Annotated in this window: 16 protein-coding genes; 10 read left to right on the top strand and 6 right to left on the bottom strand. The window is 64.4% G+C overall.

The window, feature by feature from the left end:
- Nucleotides 1-4: 4 nt before the first annotated feature.
- Nucleotides 5-2041 (bottom strand): type VI secretion system Vgr family protein, encoded by a 2037-nt coding sequence (locus tag ACLF6L_RS02710; protein ID WP_412852321.1) that lies wholly within the window; start codon nt 2039-2041, stop codon nt 5-7.
- An 89-nt stretch (nt 2042-2130) separates the two neighbouring features.
- Between ACLF6L_RS02710 and ACLF6L_RS02705 the strand changes: the two genes are divergently transcribed.
- From ACLF6L_RS02705 to ACLF6L_RS02680, 6 genes are all read left to right on the top strand, one after another.
- The gene (locus ACLF6L_RS02705; RefSeq protein ID WP_412852739.1) at nt 2131-2610 is read left to right on the top strand and encodes an ATP-dependent zinc protease; all 480 of its coding nucleotides are present in this window, start codon (nt 2131-2133) and stop codon (nt 2608-2610) included.
- Between the two features lie 449 nt (nt 2611-3059).
- Nucleotides 3060-3437, top strand: coding sequence for a hypothetical protein (locus ACLF6L_RS02700; RefSeq protein WP_238617325.1), 378 nt, complete (start codon nt 3060-3062; stop codon nt 3435-3437).
- 108 nt (nt 3438-3545) lie between these two features.
- Nucleotides 3546-4451 carry a 30S ribosomal protein S6--L-glutamate ligase gene (gene rimK / locus ACLF6L_RS02695; protein WP_238617324.1) on the top strand — a complete coding sequence of 302 codons (906 nt, stop codon included), beginning with the start codon at nt 3546-3548 and terminating at the stop codon, nt 4449-4451.
- Between the two features lie 73 nt (nt 4452-4524).
- On the top strand, nt 4525-6288 hold the full coding sequence (locus tag ACLF6L_RS02690) for an autotransporter assembly complex protein TamA (RefSeq protein ID WP_412852320.1): 1764 nt from the start codon (nt 4525-4527) through the stop codon (nt 6286-6288).
- The gene (locus ACLF6L_RS02685) at nt 6285-9773 is read left to right on the top strand and encodes a translocation/assembly module TamB domain-containing protein (RefSeq protein ID WP_200173221.1); all 3489 of its coding nucleotides are present in this window, start codon (nt 6285-6287) and stop codon (nt 9771-9773) included. Before ACLF6L_RS02690 ends, ACLF6L_RS02685 begins: the two co-directional genes overlap by 4 nt.
- A 51-nt stretch (nt 9774-9824) precedes the next feature.
- The gene (locus ACLF6L_RS02680; protein WP_200173223.1) at nt 9825-11225 is read left to right on the top strand and encodes an MBL fold metallo-hydrolase RNA specificity domain-containing protein; all 1401 of its coding nucleotides are present in this window, start codon (nt 9825-9827) and stop codon (nt 11223-11225) included.
- Between the two features lie 50 nt (nt 11226-11275).
- Here the strand turns inward: ACLF6L_RS02680 and ilvD are convergent, their stop codons facing one another.
- On the bottom strand, nt 11276-13132 hold the full coding sequence (ilvD, locus tag ACLF6L_RS02675) for a dihydroxy-acid dehydratase (RefSeq protein ID WP_412852319.1): 1857 nt from the start codon (nt 13130-13132) through the stop codon (nt 11276-11278).
- Nucleotides 13133-13313: 181 nt separating this feature from the next.
- On the opposite strand from ilvD, the gene ACLF6L_RS02670 reads away from it, so the two are divergent.
- From ACLF6L_RS02670 to ACLF6L_RS02655, 4 genes are all read left to right on the top strand, one after another.
- Complete coding sequence (locus ACLF6L_RS02670) at nt 13314-13517, top strand: heavy-metal-associated domain-containing protein (RefSeq protein WP_412852318.1); 204 nt, start codon at nt 13314-13316, stop codon at nt 13515-13517.
- Between the two features lie 2 nt (nt 13518-13519).
- Nucleotides 13520-13981 carry a DUF192 domain-containing protein gene (locus tag ACLF6L_RS02665; protein ID WP_412852317.1) on the top strand — a complete coding sequence of 154 codons (462 nt, stop codon included), beginning with the start codon at nt 13520-13522 and terminating at the stop codon, nt 13979-13981.
- Between the two features lie 165 nt (nt 13982-14146).
- Complete coding sequence (locus tag ACLF6L_RS02660; RefSeq protein ID WP_200173230.1) at nt 14147-15529, top strand: sigma-54 dependent transcriptional regulator; 1383 nt, start codon at nt 14147-14149, stop codon at nt 15527-15529.
- Nucleotides 15530-15581: 52 nt separating this feature from the next.
- Complete coding sequence (locus tag ACLF6L_RS02655) at nt 15582-16634, top strand: transporter (protein ID WP_200173232.1); 1053 nt, start codon at nt 15582-15584, stop codon at nt 16632-16634.
- Between the two features lie 22 nt (nt 16635-16656).
- On the opposite strand, the gene ACLF6L_RS02650 is transcribed toward ACLF6L_RS02655, so the two are convergent.
- The 4 genes from ACLF6L_RS02650 to ACLF6L_RS02635 all read right to left on the bottom strand — a co-directional run bounded on the left by ACLF6L_RS02650 (nt 16657) and on the right by ACLF6L_RS02635 (nt 19429).
- On the bottom strand, nt 16657-17145 hold the full coding sequence (locus ACLF6L_RS02650) for a hypothetical protein (protein WP_412852316.1): 489 nt from the start codon (nt 17143-17145) through the stop codon (nt 16657-16659).
- Nucleotides 17146-17163: 18 nt separating this feature from the next.
- Complete coding sequence (locus ACLF6L_RS02645) at nt 17164-17886, bottom strand: C39 family peptidase (RefSeq protein ID WP_412852315.1); 723 nt, start codon at nt 17884-17886, stop codon at nt 17164-17166.
- Complete coding sequence (locus ACLF6L_RS02640) at nt 17867-18226, bottom strand: hypothetical protein (RefSeq protein WP_412852314.1); 360 nt, start codon at nt 18224-18226, stop codon at nt 17867-17869. The genes ACLF6L_RS02645 and ACLF6L_RS02640 overlap by 20 nt, the downstream gene beginning before the upstream one ends.
- Nucleotides 18227-18316: 90 nt before the next feature.
- A complete protein-coding gene (locus tag ACLF6L_RS02635) occupies nt 18317-19429 on the bottom strand; it encodes a hypothetical protein (RefSeq protein ID WP_412852313.1) in 1113 nt (370 codons plus the stop codon).
- Nucleotides 19430-19639 lie beyond the last annotated feature (210 nt).

The raw sequence follows: 19639 nt of genomic DNA, 5'->3' as shown, positions 1-19639 counted from the left end.
CGGGTCATGCCCCTGACACCCGGGTATCCACGGTGCCCCACAGATCCAGCTTGCGCCCGCTCAGGCGAACGCCCCGACCGTGGATCAGCACCTGCCCCGCGCCCGGCAGGAGGGTGATGCCGCCGCCACCGGTCCGAATCCGGATCGGTGCCGTGCCCAGGGGCTCGATCCTGAGTCCCCGGCCAGCCATGACCCGCAGATCCCCCGCCACTCGCCATTGCAGCCCGCCATGGGCCACATGCAGCACCAGATCCCCTCCGGCCAGCAGGCGCACCCCCCTGCCCGCCCGAACGCGAAGATCCTTCCGGGCCGTCATCGAGAGATTTCCCCCGGCCGAGGCCCGCAACCCCTTCGCGGACCGGACCTGCATGTGCCCATCGCCTTGCCGCAGCACGGAACCACGGACCTGCTCCACTTGCCCGCCACCGATGCGGGTGTTCATGTCGCCACCACCGCGCACATGCAGACAGCGCCCGGCGCGGATGATCAGGGCGCCCTCCCGACAGACCAGGGACAGCAAGTGCCCTTCCGTCCCCGCCTCCAGTGACAGCCAGTGCCGTTCACCCGCCGTATGCAGGCGCAGCACCGGCGCATCCCGGTGATCATCCATCAACAGAGTCAGCCCGCCCGGGGTTTGATAACGATGGGCGGCCGGGTATTCCCCATTGACGGGCGAGGGATGGCGGGCATCCGGGAAGGCCCCGTCCAGGACCGCAAAGCCATCGGGATCCCCTCCCAGACAGACCAGCATCAACCGCTGCCCGGGATGCCAGGGGGCATGCCAGCCGCCGGCGGATCCCGTGGTCCCGGGTGGGGCCGCGTAAGGGGTCATGCGATCCAGCCACGGCGTCACGGACACCGGATCGGTTTCCGCCTCCAGCCGTACCCTGTAGCACCCGACGCCATCCAGCCGCGGCCCGGCGACCGGCCCCGGGCCGCCCGCCACCTCCACCGGCAACAGATCCGGCACCGTCCAGGAACGCCTGGGCTCCGGTGGCCGCCAGGGCAGATCCCGGGGTGCCAGTGCCATCCGGCCCAGATAGTTGAGCCGACCGTCGTCCCCGGCGATGGCATGATGCTGCACGGCCGTCACCAGCCAGGCCCCCTCGAGGGCGGAACGGCCGGGGATCTCCCCGAGCCTGCCCCATTCGCCCGCCCCGGGCCCCAGAACCGTGGTCTCCAGCGCCAGGGTGCGATGCCGGCAACACGCCCGCTCCGCCAGTAACCGGGCGCGGTGGTCCAGCGCCTCCACCGTATGCAGCCCATACCCGATCCGGTCCTGCACCCCCTCTCCGCGGCCGGTCAGTGCCGAGGCACGGTAGGCACGGCCGTCCGCCAGTCGTCCGGTGACGGTGAAACAGCCCGGCACCGGACGGATCCGTTCATGGACGGACAGCACGCCGGGCGGCTGCCGGCTCCAACCGCCGGACTGACCCCGCCAGGTCCACTCCGTGGGTGCAGCCGGCGTCAGCCCGGCCGGATCATCCACCAGCACCAGCGTTTCCAGGCCATGTCCCGAAGTGACATGCCAATGGATGCCCGCTCTGGCCAGCACCCGATTCAACAGGCTCAGATCCGACTCGTCGGCCTGCAGGATGCCGGCGCGACGGGGGTAGGCATGCATCAGCCGTTCACTCTGCAGGCGAACTCCCGCCGCCGCCAACAGGCGTTCCGCCAGATCGGGCGGACTCAGATCGCTGAACAGGCGGGTGCGCCGAGTCAGGGCAAGCCGGTAAAGGCGGGAGCGCAGCAGCACGCGAAAACGATGGGGGGCAGCCCAGGTGACATCCAACCCAGGGACGGGACCACACGCACACAGGATGCCGTCGAACACCTTGCGGGCGCCGTGTGCATCGGACACTTCCAGGCGGGCAGGGGCACCCAGCCTGCCCGGATACTCGACACCGGGCCCGATGACCTCCAGCAACACCCGCCAGACCCCGCTGAGGGATTCCGAACCCCGCAGCGACATCACCGGCAGGGATCGACCGGCAATGACGAGACGGGCCTGGACAGGCAGACAGGGTAAGGCTCTGGACATGGTCAGCCTCCTTGCCGACGATGGGACGGGCATTGCGTTGTATGATCCTCCTGAACGCATCACCGGATCAACCGACTTCGCGCAAAATGATGAACACCCCGAGTCCTCCCACCGATGCACAACCCCGCCTGGGCTGGCGGGAACGCATCGCCCTCCCCGACCTGGGGCTGGCCGGCATCACCTGCAAGGTGGATACCGGCGCCCGCACCTGCGCCCTGCACGCCTTTTACGTGGAACCCTTTACGCGGGACGGACAGCCCTGGGTGCGTTTCGGCGTGCATCCCCTGCGACGACGGCGGGACGTGGTGGTGGACTGCCAGGCCCCGGTGGCGGACCGGCGGGTGGTCACCGACTCCGGCGGTCACCGCCAGCAACGCTATGTGATCCGCACCCCGATCATCATCGGCGAACGGACCCATGCGGTGGAAATCACCCTCACCAACCGGGATACCATGAGCTTTCGCATGCTGCTGGGCCGCAACGCCCTGCAATGCGCCGCCTATCTGGTGGATTCCACCGCCTCCTGGCTGGCCGGCGAGCCCCGTGCCGGGGCCGATCGGACCCCATGAAATAAAACTGTAAAAATGCGCCCCGAAGGGCTTTAAAAATCGCTGCCGAAGGGGTATCTTTGCGCCCGTTCCCGGCCGTGTCCGGGGGCACATGTCAGGCCACAGAGGACTTCGTGTTCGTATGGACAGTTGCTGTACAACTTGCACACGCGTGACGACCATTTCGGGTCCGGCATGGGTGTGGTGCAGCGTCCGTCGAGACGAGTTCCCCGCCACGGTCATCTGACCGTCCGGGGCTCCCGGTCCCGACGCGCCGAACCCCATCCAGGGCACGTACGGGAGCCCCCCAACTTACGCATGAATCACAGCCGCCACCAGGGCGGTGTTTTTCGTTAGGGGTTCATGCGGCTTTTCTTCCCGTCGTGTCATGACTTCCACCCGAAACCGGTTCACGAACCCAACCGGATACCCTTGCAGCATGCCCCCGGGGGCAGGAAGGAAAAGTAGACATGAACAATCTGATGAACAACGCAGCCACCCCCTTCGAAGCGGCCAACGACGCCATCCACGCCCTGCCGTGGACCGATGCGGCCCTGGAGACGGTGGGTACGGCGGTGCGGATGGGAGAATACGGCGCGGCGCGCCTGCGGTTTCTGAAGCTGGCTGAACAGTCCCAGATCCGGGTGCTGCTGGATATCTCGCAAAAGGATGCGATTCGTCTGGCCGGGGGGCTGCCCACCTATACGGTGGCCCGCCTGTTCGAACAGCTCCCCCGCCCCCTGGGCCGGGCCATCGTGCAGTCCCTGCCGGAAGTGAAGCGGCAGGGCGTGGTGGTCATCCTGAACCACCGCCGCAGCCGCTCCCCCCGGCAGCAGGCCATGGGCTGATGTTGTCCCGCCCTTCTTCCCCGACGGGGAAGAAGGGCCTTTCCCCCCTTGCCCAAGCCCGTGCAAAGCCTCAAGCTTGGCCCGCCTTTTCCAAGCCTGAAGCCCTGCATGAAAATTGCCATTCTCTCGCGAAACTCCCGCCTGTATTCCACCCGCCGGCTGGTCGAGGCCGCCAAGGCCCAGGGACATCAGGTCCAGGTTCTGGACCCCCTGCGCTGCTACATGAATATCACCTCCGACAAGCCCAGCATCCACTACAAGGGGTGCGAGCTGACCGGTTTTGATGCCGTAATCCCCCGCATCGGCGCTTCCATCACCTTCTACGGCACCGCCGTGCTGCGCCAGTTCGAGATGATGGGGGTGTTTCCGGTGAACGAATCCGTGGCCATCAGCCGCGCCCGGGACAAACTGCGCTGCCTGCAACTGCTGTCCCGGGAAGGGATCGGCCTGCCGGTCACCGGCTTTGCCCATTCCCCGGACGACATCGACGACCTGCTGCGGGAGGTGGAAGGCGCACCGCTGGTGATCAAGCTGCTGGAAGGCACCCAGGGGGTGGGGGTGGTGCTGGCGGAAACCCGCAAGGCCGCCGAGAGCGTCATCCAGGCCTTCATGGGCCTGCGCCAGAACATCCTGGTGCAGGAGTTCATCAAGGAGGCCGGCGGCACCGACCTGCGCTGTTTCGTGGTGGGCGGCAAGGTGGTCGCGTCCATGATGCGCCGGGCCAAGGAGGGGGAATTCCGTTCCAACCTGCACCGGGGCGGCACCCCGGAACCGGTGAAACTCACCCCCCAGGAACGGGCCACGGCGGTACGGGCGGCGAAGATCGTCGGCCTCAATGTCTGCGGTGTGGACATCCTGCGCTCCGACCGCGGCCCGGTGGTGATCGAGATCAACGCCAGTCCGGGCCTGGAGGGGATCGAAACCGCCTCGGGCATCGATGTGGCCGGCCGCATCATCCAGTTCATTGAGCAGAACGGCAAGCCCCACAGGACCCGCACCCGAGGCAAAGGCTGAACCCAGCCCCTTCCCGAACGGCGACCTTTGCGGCTAACCTGATAGGGAAACAAGACTCAGGACGCCGTCATTGATGACTGCCCATCACCCGCCTGCCCGATGCCATGCCCCGATCAGGCGCCCGCTGTCCGCCCTCATCCTCCTGCTGGGCCTGCTCCCCGGCCTGGTCCTGGGGGCTGAGCCCCGCATCCGCATCTCCGATGTGGGTGACGAGATCACGGACAACATTCGCGCCCATCTGGGCCTGGCCCGGGAGGGATGCGATCTTCCCGAATGGCGGGAACGCCCCCTGCTGCGCGCCGCCGACCGGGAAATCCGCGGCGCCCTGCGAGCCCTGGGCTATTACGAGCCCCGCTTCAGCCTGGACTTCCGTCGCGACGAGGCCTGCTGGTCTCTGGACGTGGAGCTGGAACCCGGTCCCCCGGTACGGGTCCGCAACCTGGACATCCGCATCATCGGCGAGGCGGAACAGGATCCCACCTTCGCCGACCTGGTCCAATCTCCTCCCATCCGTCCCGGCGACCGTCTGCGCCACGACCGCTACGAGCAGATCAAGGGCAATCTCAACCGCCACGCGGCGGCACGGGGCTATCTGGATGCCCGCATCACCACCAGTCAGATGCGGGTGGACATCCGGGAACAGGCAGCGGATCTGGTGATCCATCTGGAGAGCGGCCCCCGCTATTTCCTGGGCCCGGTCACGCTGGAGCAGGACACCTTTCATGACCGGCTGGTGCGCAGGTTCATCCCGTTCGAACAGGGGGATGTCTATGACAGTCGCCGCCTGATCAGTATGCAGCAGGCCTTCATGAACAGCGGCTATTTCAGCGACGTGCGCGTGGACCCCCGCACCGATGAGGCAGAGGACCTGGAGGTCCCCATTCACGTCACCCTGACCCCACGCAACAAGTGGTCTTACCTGGCAGGGGTCGGGGCCAGCACCGACAAGGGACCGCGCGTGCGTCTGGGGGTGGAAAACCATCGCGCCAACCGCGCCGGCCACCGCTATCACGCCGAACTGGAAGTCTCATCGGTGAATACCCAGGTAGGGATCGGCTATGAGATCCCCTTGGGTGACCCGGCCCGGGAACGCATCAACCTGACCGCCGGCTATCAGAGCGAAAACACCGACACCTCCGAGAGCGACATCTATAGTCTGGGCATCGCCCATCTGCGACAACTCCCCTCCGGCTGGATCCAGACCCGGTCCCTGACATTCGAGCGCGAAGACTATGAAGTAGCAGACGTTCGCGACAGCACCACCCTGCTGATGCCCGGATTCCAGATGTCCCGTGTCCAGGCGGATCATCCCATCTTCCCTCGCCAGGGCTGGCGCCTGAATTTCAGTCTCAGAGGTGCTTCCGAGGATCTACTGTCCTCGATCAGCTTCGCCCAGGCTACCGGCCGCGCCAGGTATATCATGCCCCTGGGAGAAGGACGCCTGCTGCTACGGGCCGATGCCGGCACCACCGCCGTGCAGGACTTCGCCAGATTGCCCGCGTCCCTGCGTTTCTTCGCCGGCGGTGACAGCAGCGTGCGCGGCTACGGCTACCAGAAACTGGGCCCCACCAACGACGATGGCGACATCATCGGCGGCCGCCACATGGCCAGCGGCAGCATCGAGATGGACTACCCGTTCGCGGATCAATGGAGCGTGGCCGTGTTTGCCGACGGCGGCAACGCCTTCAACCATCTCAATGACTGGAATGCCCGCTACGGGGTGGGTGTAGGAGTACGCTGGCGCTCCCCCATCGGCCCCATCCGGGTGGACATCGCTCACCCCATCGACAGCGATGACAATTTCCGCCTGCACCTGAGCATGGGAATGGACCTGTGATCCGGCGTCTTCTTGCGGCTTTGTTGCTGATCATTCTGCTGCTGTTCACCCTGTTCACCTTCCTGGTGGGCACCGGGCCCGGCGCCCGGCTCCTGGTGCAGGTGGGTGTCGGCTTCATCCCCGGAGAACTGGAGATCGGGCACCTGGAAGGCAACCTGCTCAAGGGCCTGACGGCCAGGGACATCCACTACCGTCATGAAGCCCTCACCGCCGGACTGGCCCATCTGGAGGCCCGGGTGGCCCTGCTGCCGCTGACCGGACTGCGGGTCGAGGTTCTCACGCTGCAGGCGGCGGAACTGGACCTGACCCTCACCCCGGACCCGGATGCCCCGCCCGCCGACGAGCCTTTCAGCCTTCCCGACTCGATCCCCATGCCGGTGGTGGTGAACCTGCCCGAGGGTCACATCCGGCAGATCCGGTTTCGCACCGGCCCCGAGGCCGAACCGCTGGCCGTGGACAGTCTGCGCCTGTCCCTGCATCTGGATCAGGAGCGGGTGCTGATCCGCCGCCTGGCCGTGGACAGCCCCCTCGCCGACATCCTGGCCGCGGGTCACATCGGACTGGCCCTGCCCTACCCGATGGAACTGGGGGTGGACTGGCGCCTGCCCCTGCCCGAGACTGCCGGCGAGTTCCTGCCCGACGCCGATCAGGCCCGGGGGCAACTCGTCACCCAGGGAGACCTGGCCCGACTGACACTCCGCCACCAGGTCCTGGCCCCCTTGAATCTGGTCACCGAGGGTGACATCCACGATCCCGTCACCGATCTGGTCCTGGACCTGACCCACCACTGGCAGGCCCTCACCATCACCCTGGCGCAAGACCAGCCCCTGTCCGTGGCGGAGGGCCGGCTGGTGACCCGGGGTCGGCCCGATGCCTATGTCCTGGACCTGGACACCGCCGTCACCCTGGACCCATGGCCCACCCTGGCCCTGACCCTGAACGCCGAAGGGGATACCCGAACCCTGCGCCCGGCACCGCTGTCGATCCGTGGCGAAGCCGGTGATCTGGACCTGAGCGGCCGGATCCACTGGCACGAGGGCCTGTCCTGGGCCCTGGACCTTCGGGGCCGGAACCTGGAGCCCGGCCGGTTTGTCGCCGATCTGCCAGGTCGGCTGCAACTGGCACTGGGCACCGAAGGCCGCCTGGACGATACCCTGGGCGTCGTCACCCGGGTGGATCTGCGGGAACTCTCCGGCACCCTGCGGGAATTCCCCGTGCGCGGTCAGGGCCGGATCGACGTCGCCGGCAACCGTCTGACATCCCCGGGCCTGCAACTGGCCGTGGGAGACAACCGCCTCGACGCCAAGGGCGAAGTCGCCGAGGGCCTGGACCTGGCCTTTGACCTGCAGGCACCGGACCTGCCGGGCCTGTGGCCCGGACTCACCGGCCGCTTGCAGGCCCGCGGCCAGATCCAGGGCCCGCTGGACAGCCCGCGGATCACCGCCACGGCCCAGGGTCGGGACATGGGTTACAACGATCTGGCCCTGGGCCGGATGGACCTGGACCTGCAGGCCGGCCTTTCACCGCAAAGCCCCCTTGCGCTGAACCTGACCGTCGAGGCCCTGCGCCTGGGAGAGGTCCTGGACCTGACACGCCTGACCCTGGCGGGGGAAGGCCGGGGTGACGACCACCGGATCCGCCTGGACCTGGATGCGGACCAGGGCAGACTGGGCCTGAGTCTGGCGGGCAGCCTGACGGCCATGGATCCGCCGGACTGGCGTGGTCGCCTCACCCGCCTCAATTTGGATCAACCCCTGGCGGGCGCCTGGCAACTGGAAGCCCCCGCCCCCCTGCAGGCCTCGGCAAGCAGCGCCGAACTGGGACAGCTCTGCCTGCTGCAGGATGAAGCCCGCCTCTGCCTGGACGGCGCCTGGTCCGACCGTGAGGGTGGCCGGGGCCAGCTGACCCTGTCAGACCTGGCCCTGGACGGTCTGGCACCGCTGCTGCCCCAGAATCTGCGTCTGGACGGCTACCTGGACGCCCGGGCCGATCTGCGCCTGGACGAACACCTGCAACTGGAGGCCCGGATACTGCCCGGCGACGGCAACCTGCGCATGCTGGACCTGGAGGGCGATGAGAAAATCATCCCCTACCAACAGGCCAGGGTGGATCTGCGGGTCCAGGACCGTGACATCGAGGCGGCCCTGCAGTTCGGCTTTCTGGAGGGCGGCACCGTCAGTGCCCGATTCACCGCCCGACCAGGGACGGACGGTGAACTGGCCCTGGCGGGCAATGCCCGGGCCGACCTCACCGAACTGGGCTGGCTGGAGATGCTGGCGCCCCAGATCCGGGAACCGGCGGGCCGAATCGACGCCGACGTGGATCTGGCCGGTACGCTGTCCAACCCACTGATTGATGGCCGAATCACCCTGAGCGATGGCCGCATGGACATTCCGGACCTGGGCATCACCCTGGATGAACTGACCTTCACCGCCCGCAACGACGGAACGGAACGCCTGATACTTGATGGCAGCGTAAGCTCCGGCCCCGGGCGGCTGACCCTGGACGGCCATGTCCTGCTGGACCCGGACAACCAGTACCCCGTCAATCTGAACATCCGGGGCGATCGCTTCCAGGCGGCACGCCGCCCCGACGTGGACCTGCTGGTCAGCCCGGACCTTTATATAGCCGTGCTGGGTGAACGGGTCATCGTCCGAGGTGACCTGACCATTCCCGAGGCCACCCTCACCCTGCTGGAGCTACCCCAGCAGGCGGTCTCGGTGTCCCGGGACGAGATCATTCTCGATAGCGACACCGAGGAGGCCCGGCCCCTGCAGGTGATCGCACGGGTACGCCTGATCCTGGGTGACCAGGTTCGCATCAGCGGCTTCGGCCTGGAGGCGCGACTCAGCGGCAACGTGATGGTTCAGGAAACGCCGGGGATGTCCACACGGCTGATCGGTGAAGTGCGGGTGAATGAAGGACGCTACAGGGCCTATGGCCAGGATCTGACCGTGGAACGCGGGGTGCTCCTGTTCCAGGGACCGCCGGAAAACCCCGGCCTTAATCTAAGGGCCTCCCGTCGCATACCGATTCATGAGGTGCTGGTGGGCATCGAAATCATCGGCACTCTGGAGGAACCCCGTTCACGGATCTTCTCCGATCCGGCCATGGAAGACAGCGAGGCCCTCGCCTTTCTGATCACCGGCCGCCCCCTGTCAGGTGGCAGCGAGACGGATGCCGGCGCCATTGCCTCGGCCATTGCCATGTTCGGTATCGAACGGGGCGCCTTCATCACCGACCGCATCGGCCGGCAACTGGGCCTGGACGAATTCGCGGTGGACACCGGCACGGACCTGGACGATGCCGCCCTGATGATGGGACGCTATCTCTCCCCCAGGCTGTATCTGCGCTATGCCATGGGGTTGTTCCAACAGAGCTCCACGGTGATGCTCAATTATCAGCTCTCCCGGACCCTGAGCCTGGAAACCAGGTCCAGCACCGACTCCCAGAGCATGGATCTGATCTATCGCCGGGAGCGCTGAGCCTGCCTGCCGGCGCAGCCCCGATCCACCAACACACGGGAATCTGAAAACATGTCCAAGCTGACCTTCCTGGGCGCCACCGGCGAAGTCACCGGCTCCCGCTATCTGCTGGAAACCGGACACAGCCGCCTGCTGCTGGAATGCGGCATCCAGCAGGGCGGCGCCGAGGCCGACAAGGCCAACCGCCGCTCCCTCGCTCACCTGGCCAAAACGGTGGATGCCGTCGTCATCTCCCACGGCCACCTGGACCATGCCGGCCTGCTGCCGAAACTGGTGCGGGACGGCTTCCAGGGCCCCATTCACTGCACCGACTCCACCCTGGAGCTGCTGGAAATCATGCTGCGGGACGCCGCCCACGTCATGTCCAAGGACATCGAATGGGAGAACAAGTGGCGGGAACGGGCAGACAAGCCCCTGATTGAACCCGTTTATACCCAGGACGACGTGGATGCCACCCTGGCACTCTGCCACCCCATGCCCTATGGCCGGCCGGAATCAGTGACCCAGGACGTGCAGCTGACCTTCCGCGACGCGGGCCACATACTCGGCTCCGCCATCGTGGATTTGATCGTGGATGACGGCGGACGCAAACGGCACCTGGTGTTTTCCGGAGACCTGGGCAATCCGGACTCGGCGCTGATGCATACACCGGCCCAGCCGGAACACGCAGACGTGGTCCTGATGGAGAGTACCTACGGCAACCGGGATCACCGTCCGCTGGCGGAGACCCTGGAAGAACTGGCGCAGATCCTGGCCCAGGCGGACCGGGACGGCGGCAACGTCCTGATCCCCGCCTTTGCCGTGGGACGCACCCAGGAAATCCTCTACCACCTGGGCATGCTCTACCATCAGGGCCGCCTGCCCCAGCAGAAAGTCTTTCTGGACAGCCCCATGGGCATTCAGGTCACGGAGCTCTATGCCAGGCGCCGGGATGCCCTCAACGGCAAGGACCTCAAACAGCTCCGCCAGGCCTCCGGGGAACCCCTGGAGGCGTCACTGCCCATCCTGCAGTTCACTCGCCGGGTGGAGGAGTCCATGGCCATCAACCGGATCAAGTCCGGGGCCATCATCATCGCCGGCGCCGGCATGTGCACCGGCGGGCGTATCCGCCACCATCTCAAGTACAACCTGTGGCGCAAGCAGAACCACGTGGTGATCGTGGGGTTCCAGGCCCGGGGCAGCCTGGGGCGCATGCTGGTGGACGGGGTGGAGCGGGTCAAGCTGCTGGGCAGCGAAGTGGCGGTCAAGGCCCGGATACATACCCTGGGAGGCTTTTCCGCCCATGCAGGACAGGGTCAGCTGGTAAGCTGGGCAAAGGGATTCAAGGGCAAGCCGGTGTTCTACATGGTTCACGGAGAACCCCAGGCCCGGGATGCCCTGGCCGGGTTGCTGCGAGAGGAACACGGCATCGACGCCCGGGTGCCGGAGTACGAGGAAACGATCGCCCTTTAGGCCGGGGGAGGGCCGGGCCTGCCCCCATCCCCGGCCCTCCCATCCCAAACCTACCGCTTCACCTGCAACTGGGAAATGTCCCGCACCGCCCCCCGGGCCGCGGAAGTGGCCATCAGGGCATAGGCCTTGAGTGCCTGGCTCACCACCCGCTGCCGGTCAGCCGGCTGCCAGGCCTTTCCGCCCCGCTGCTCCATGGCGACCCGCCGACGCTCAAGCTCCGCATCCTCCACGGCAATGCGGATCACCCGCGCCGGGATATCGATCTCGATGATATCCCCCTCCTCCACCAGACCGATGTTGCCGCCCTCGGCGGCTTCCGGTGACACATGCCCGATGGACAGACCCGAGGTGCCACCGGAAAAACGGCCGTCCGTCACCAGGGCACAGGCCTTGCCCAGCCCCTTGGATTTCAGGTAACTGGTGGGGTAAAGCATCTCCTGCATCCCCGGCCCGCCGCGGGGGCCTTCATAGCGGATGATCACCACATCTCCCGCCTTCACCTGATCACCCAGGATCGCCGCCACGGCATCGTCCTGACTTTCGAACACCCGGGCAGGACCGGAGAACTTCAGAATGCTCTCGTCCACGCCGGCGGTCTTGACGATACAGCCCTCCGGGGCCAGATTGCCGTAGAGCACCGCCAGCCCGCCATCCTGGGAATAGGCATGGGCCACTGAACGAATGCACCCCCCCGTCCGGTCCAGATCCAGGGCGTCCCAGCGCCGGGACTGGGAAAAGGCCTCCTGGGTGGGCACACCGCCGGGGGCGGCCAGGAAACGCTCATGGGCCTCGGCGGCATCGCTGCGTGCCACATCCCAGCGTGCCAGGGCATCGGCCAGGGTGGGACTGTGGACGGTGGCCACGTCCCGATGCAGCAGACCCACCTGATCCAGTTCCCCGAGGATGGCCAGCACGCCGCCGGCCCGATGCACATCCTCCATGTGATACTGCTGAGTGGCCGGGGCCACCTTGCAGATGTTGGGCACCTTGCGGGAGAGGCGGTCGATGTCCGCCATGGTGAAATCCACCTCCCCTTCCCGGGCCGCCGCCAGCAGGTGCAGCACGGTGTTGGTGGAGCCCCCCATGGCAATGTCCAGGCTCATGGCATTCTCGAAGGCCTCGCGGGTGGCGATGGCGCGGGGCAACACGGAGGTATCGTCCTGCTCGTAGTAACGCCGGGCCAGATCCACCACCAGGCGCCCCGCCTCCAGGAACAGCTCCCGGCGCCCGGCATGGGTCGCCAGCAGGGAGCCGTTGCCGGGCAGGGACAGGCCCAGGGCCTCGGTGAGACAGTTCATGGAATTGGCGGTGAACATGCCGGAACAGGAACCGCAGGTGGGGCAGGCGGAGCGCTCGTACTCCATCACGGTTTCGTCGCTCTCCTGGGGATTGGCGGCGGTCACCATGGCATCCACCAGGTCCAGACTGATGACCTTATCACCCCGGGTCACCTTGCCCGCCTCCATGGGGCCGCCGGAGACGAACACCACCGGGATGTTCAGCCGCATGGCGGCATTGAGCATGCCTGGGGTGATCTTGTCGCAGTTGGAGATGCACACCAGGGCATCGGCGCAATGGGCATTGACCATGTACTCCACCGCGTCGGCGATCAGCTCCCGGGACGGCAGGGAATAGAGCATGCCGCCGTGGCCCATGGCGATGCCGTCGTCCACGGCGATGGTGTTGAATTCCTTGGCCACGCCGCCGGCCTTCTCGATCTCGCGGGCCACCAGCTGGCCCAGGTCCTTGAGATGCACATGGCCGGGGACAAACTGGGTGAATGAATTGGCGATAGCGATGATGGGCTTGCCGAAGTCGCCGTCCTTCATGCCTGTGGCGCGCCACAGGGCACGGGCGCCGGCCATGTTGCGGCCATGGGTGGAAGTGCGGGATCTGTACTGGGGCATGGTGAACTCCGAAGTGCTGCCAAGACCCCACAGTTTACACCGTCCACCGACTTATCCGTCACTCCCGTTTACCCGCAGGGGGGACCCTTTTCAAACAGGGCGGTATCCTGTTAAACAAGGCAATGAACCGTTCAGATACATCCCCCAAATCCCGCCCCATCCAATCAGGGAGGTCCGACCCATGAGCATCACCCTCACACTCAGCAACATCCAGTGCGGCGCCTGCGCCAACAGCATCAAAAAGGGCCTGGGACAATTGCCCGGCGTCGGACAGGTGGACGTGGACGTGGCCACGGGCAACGTCACCGTGGACGCCGACCCGGCCTTGCGGGACACCCTGGTCGAGCGACTGAACGAACTGGGGTTCCCGGAAAAGAACGGATGAACATGTCCCGGCGACTCCTGGCGCTGCTGTCGACGCTGCTGCTGATCACCGCCTGCCTGCCCTCCCAGGAGCAGGACAGGCACGGGGCGGCGGCGACGGCCGACCTGGCCGTCATTTCCCTGCGCATCGGCGACCATCCCCTGACCGCCGAAGTGGCCGACACCGCCCCCCTGCGCGCGAAGGGGCTCATGTTCCGGGAGTCCCTGCCCCCTGACCACGGCATGCTCTTCATCTGGGAACAGCCCGAACCGGTGGCCATGTGGATGCTCAACACCCCCCTGCCCCTCTCGGTCGCATTCATCGACGCGCGGGGACGGATACTGAACATCGCCCGGATGCAGCCCCACAGCCGCACCCTGCACCACTCCGACGGCGCGGCCCGCTATGCCCTGGAGATGCCCCAGGGATGGTTCGGGCAGCATCAGATTCTCCCCGGGCACCATGTGGATGGCCTGCCCCAATGACAGACTCACCATTGTCGAAAAATTTTACATAAGCAACATTAATCACTTTGTCAAACAATGATAAGCCACTGTAAATAAACGCCACTTACACTGTGGCGCAGCAATTGCTTTAAAAACGGGCACGCCGCACAAGGCCAGGGACAGGCGCGCACAGGGGAGTATTACATGGACTCTGGCAGAGAATCCTACCATCGGTTGCTCTGGATCGATTTTTCCAAATCACCCGTTGCGCCACCACTGGGCAGTAACTGGGTTGTCCTTTCGGCGACATCCCTGGCTGAAGCGGAACAGTTGCTCAAGCAGGGGCCCGTGCCGGTGGGCACCTTCCTGCTGCACCCCCATATGCTTGACATTCTCCCGACGCTTGAAACTTTCCTGCATCATCACAGTGATACGGAATGGGTCGCCCAGGTGGAACCTCACCTGCTCTGGGATAACCGGATCAGGGAATTCCTGCGCCAGTGCTGCCACGACTTCCATTCCCTGCCCATCGACCCCTATCGTCTGGAAGTGGTGCTTGGGCACGCGGCGGGCATGGCACAACTCCTCCACTCAACCACGGCCGATACCCGGCGCCACAATACGCCGCTGATCGGTGAAAGCCCGACCATGATCCAGGTGATGAAGACCGTGAAAAAAGTGGCCAGGGTGGCTGCGCCGGTACTCATCACGGGAGAAAGCGGAACCGGCAAGGAGCTGGCCGCCAGGGCGGTCCACGATGAATCTCCCCGTGCCGACGGCCCCTTTGAAGCCATCAACTGCGCCGCGGTGCCCGCCTCCCTGATACAGTCGGAACTGTTCGGGCATGAACGCGGGGCCTTCACCGGCGCCCACAAGGCCCGGGCTGGGCGGGTGCAGGCCGCCAATGGCGGCACCCTGTTCCTGGACGAGATCGGTGACCTGCCCCTGGAAGTCCAGGCGGCCCTGCTGCGCTTCCTGCAGAACCAGACCGTTCAGAAGGTTGGCAGTGACCACGAAGAAACCGTGGACGTACGTGTGGTTGCCGCCACCCACGTGGACCTGGAAGCCGCGGTCCATTCAGGGCGCTTTCGCGAAGATCTCTTCTACCGCCTTGACGTGCTCCGTTTCGAGATGCCGCCGTTGCGGGAAAGGGGTCACGACGCCTCCCTGCTGGCAAGACACTTCTTCCAGACGTTTTCCACCGACCGGTCACGGCCCGTCAAGGGCTTCAGCTCCACCGCCATGGAAGCCATCTGCAACCACCACTGGCCGGGAAATGTACGTGAACTGATCAACCGGGTGCGGCGCGCCCTGGTGCTCAGTGAAAACCGCTTCATTCAGCCGGCCGACCTGGGGTTGTCGGATATATTGACTGCCGGTTCCAGGCATGCAAGCCTTGAAACCATCCGTGCAGATGCCGAACGGCAGGCCATTCTGAATGCATTGCAGATCTGCGAGGGCAACGTATCGGCGGCCGCACGCCGGCTGGATGTTTCGCGGATCACGCTCTATCGTCTGGCTCGTCGGCATGAAATCATGATCTCCGGACAGGAGACTTCCGGAACCAAGCTGCCCACCAGCCCCTGATCTCCCCCCGTCCACCATGCAAGCTCCGCCCTTCCCGCAGAGGAATGTCTGCATGTCAAAGTGCCCAAGACCCGGATTCACGGCCATCACCGCCATCTCCCTGTGCCTTGCGGGCACCACGGCCTGGGCACAATCCCCTGAAGCCGTGGGGGAGCGCCCGCCCGAGGAGCAGCGGCAGGCCGATGTGGCGGCGGTGTTCGAGGAACGGGGACTGCTGACCCCCCGGGGCAAATGGGTCGTGGAACCTTCGCTCCAGTATGTACACAGTTCATCCACCACGGTCTCCATCGATGGCTTTACCATCCTGCCGGCCATTGCCATCGGGCTCATTGACGTCAGCGAGGTGCAGCGGGATACACTCTCGGCGGCCATTGCCATCCGCTACGGTCTGAGTGACCGGGTGGAGGTGGGGCTGCGGATACCTTATGTGTGGCGAGAGGAATCCCTGCGGCGACGGGAAATACTGGTGGGGACCTCCGGTGACCAGATTGCCGGTTCGGACGGCAGCGGCCTTGGGGACGTGGAACTGGGCCTGCACTATCAGTTCAACCGGGCCGTGACCGGAAAACCCTTCTTCATCGGCAACCTGCGGGTCAAGAGCACCACCGGCACCTCACCTTTTGAGGTGGAACGCCGGGAGATCTTCAACGAGGAAGGCCAGCGCATCACCGAAGTCTTTGTGGAACAACCCACCGGCTCCGGATTCTGGGCCGTGCAACCCAGCCTGACCATGATCTACCCCACGGACCCGGCTGTGATCTACGGCAACGTCAGCTACCTCTGGAACGTGGAAAAGGACGTGGGCAGAGGCCAGGGGAAGATCGATCCGGGTGATGCCCTGGGGCTGAGCATGGGTGCCGGCATCGCACTCAACAACCGGACCTCCGTCAGCTTCGGCTATGATCACAGCGTTGTCTTCAAGACCCGGCGTGAAATCGGCGATCCCCTGGACCCCGCCTTCGACCGCATCCAGGTGGGCACCTTCCTCTGGGGCCTGTCCCACCGCATCTCCGATCGGACCAGCGTAAACTTTTCCGTCGGTATCGGCGCAACCTCGGCGGCACCCGACGCACAGGTGGCCCTGCGGGTGCCGATCAGATTCTAGGACATCACCGGATTCGCCGGCTTCAGTAGCTGCGCAGCCCCTGGATCAGCCCCGCGTCCAGGACACGCTGCAATTCCAGTCGGGAGAGGTCCAGGCCGGTCAGGCCGATGTTCATGATGGTATGGTTGACGATGAGTTGCTCATTCAGGGTGTTCTGGATCACGGTTGCCCAGCCGCTGCCCGTCAACTGTTCCACGCTCAGCCCGTTCAGACCGGTGGTGATATGGATGCCGCCCAGGACATCCAGTGCGGCCCGGCTCCCCGCCGAATCACGCAACACGGTATGTGCCACCACCTCTCCATTGACGGCGGTCATCCGTTCCAGTCCCAGTGTCAGTTCAAAACCGCCCCGATGCATCAGGCCACCACGCTGCTCCGCCAGCTCCGCGTCCGGCACCCGCGCCCAGTTGAACCGATCCAGCAGATCGGCTCCCTGGACAACCGAGGGCAGACACAGCGCCAACCAGAGGGTGGGCATCCAGGGCAGCTTGCGTAACCATGACAGCGGCATGGGCGGATACCTCAATGTTTACCAGTCAGATGGCCTGGGCAGCGCCAGCAGGAAGCTGGACAATCCGTCCCTTGCCAGGGCGGTACCATAGGGCGGCTTGGTCAGGGCTTCCCAACCCACCGGCGAGTTGAAATGCTGCCGTCCCTGGGTCACCTGGTCCCGGATCAGGAACAGGATGTCATTACTCCATATCTCCTGAAATCCGGCCTTGGTGTAATCCCTCATGCCCAGCGCCGGATCGCCGACCAGCACTCGCCCATCCTGAATCCCCTTGATCACGACGAAATGACGATAACCGTCGATGGTCACCAGGGCGATTGCCGGCACCCCCAGCTCCGTGAGCGTTTCCAGAGGCAAACGGAACCCGTCCGATGCCAGCCCCTCCCGGGTTTGCAAATACCGTTTCATGTCCAGCATGGAAAAACCCTCCGCACGGATGCGTTCCTGGTCTCCCATCTGATACATGGCATCGAAGGCATCCCGCTCCGCGGTCGGGCGTCCGTAATGGTATGTCAGCAGCGTGGCAAGGGCGGCCGAACCACAGCTGAAGTCGTAGCGCTGAGGTATTACCGTCCTGAAACGCATGCCCTGAAGGCTGGTGACGGCCACATCGTGGCTACCGATCACACCGGGAACGTGGACGCTACCGGCCACACCGGCCTGGGCACTCACCAGCAGGGCAAGACCGCCCAGGGCCGGAATCAGGCCCCGGACGAAAAACCTATGGGCTGAGGTTGACATTGAGAATCAACGATTCCTGGATCAGCACATTGTTGCCGGTGTTCTGAATCACACTGCCGATCCCATGGAAATGCTCCAGCGCCCCCGGACCCAGGATGTTGTCGCCCGTGGCAATCACCCCCTCCATGTAGGTATTGGACAGGCCTGCGCTGGAGGTGATCTCGCTCAGCTGGACCGAGGAGATGTTCTGCCTGGCCCGCAGGGATTCCAGTGTGTCCATGTCCACTGCCCCGGGGAGAGACAACTCCTGGGCATGGACCGATACGCTGCACAACACCCCCGACAGCAGGATCAGCGTTATGCCGGAGAGAACGCGATGACCCTCAAAATACCCTGACATGACCCGTTACCTCCCAGTCACTGTGGCCCCGATGAAGCGGGAGACGGTGGAGCAGACGGCCCACCGCCCCCCATGCACGAGACTAAAGGATCACTGGGTTGCGGTTCCGCCGTTGCCGCCGTTACCCGGCAGGCCCAGATGTGCCTGCACGGACACCTGCTGCTGCACCAGACTGTTGGCGCCACTGTTCTGGGCCACCTGGGTGATGCCCGCAGAGTTGGTGAAGCCACCGTCCAGGGAATTCATCGAGGTATAGCTGGACTCACCTTCGACGATCAGGTAGGTGTTGGCCACCGAACCGCTCAGGTCGTTTTCAGACACCACCATGGAGGCAATGTGGGTGTTGAAGGAATCGCTCGTCGTCTTGTTGAACGAGCCGTTCACGCTGTTATCAAAGTTATTGGCAACGCTGTTATCCGAGTTATTCGAATGATCGGAGGAATCGTTGAACGAGTCCGCAATTGACGAATTTTTGCTGTTATCCGAATTATCCGAATGGTCGGAGAAATCGTTATTGGAATCCGTCATGGTCTTGTTGCCGGAATCCGCAATCGACGTGTTCTTGCTGTTGTCCTCCTCGTTGCTCCAGGTATTGTTCAGCGTGTGATTCGTGGTGTCGGTATTGGTAATGACCTTGCTGTTGTCGGAATTGTCATTACCGGAATCCGAAACATTGATCTCGGCCGCAACATTGATGCTGTTGTCGGAATTGTCGTTGTTGGAATCCGTCATGGTCTTGTTGCCGGAATCCGCAATTGACATGTTGTTGCTGTTGTCCGAGCTGTCGTTATGGGAGTCGGCGGTACTGAAATTCTTGCTGTTGTCGGAGCTGTCGTTGAAGGAGTCGGCAGCACTGTAGTTCTGACTGTTGTCCGAACTGTTGTTGAACGAGTCAGCCGTACTCTTGCTGTTGTCCGAGCTGTTGTTGAACGAGTCAGCCGTGCTCTTGCTGTTATCCGAGCTGTTGTTGAACGAATCGGCCGTGCTCTTGCTGTTGTCCGAGCTGTCATTATTGGAATCAGCATAGGACACGTTACCGGAGTCCGTGGCTGACTTGTTGAACGAATCGGAAGCGCTCCACGCGTTCTGAACACCGGTTTCTCCTTCGCCACCGGTGTTCGAGGCATCAGCCCAGGCGGCCCCCGAAATGCCAAAAGTCAGTGCGATGGCAGCAGTGATCGCGGTCTTCTTGAACATGTTCATGAATTATTCCTCCTGACTGGAATCGCGGTGAACAGGCAGGCCACCATGACCTGACGACTTCCGCCCCTGAGAATTAGCAATGGCCGTGCCATTCCAGGAAAACCCATTCAGAACATGAAGTTGAAATACGTCACATTACCAGAAATGTCGAACAGTACCGTTTTACCAGACTGATTCTGCTCCATTTCCGTTACACCGCTCACGATCAAA

This window comes from Ectothiorhodospira shaposhnikovii (genome assembly GCF_047222355.1).
GTDB lineage: Bacteria > Pseudomonadota > Gammaproteobacteria > Ectothiorhodospirales > Ectothiorhodospiraceae > Ectothiorhodospira.
Note: the sequence above shows the minus strand (reverse complement) of the source record. Positions and strands in the feature narration are given on the sequence as shown.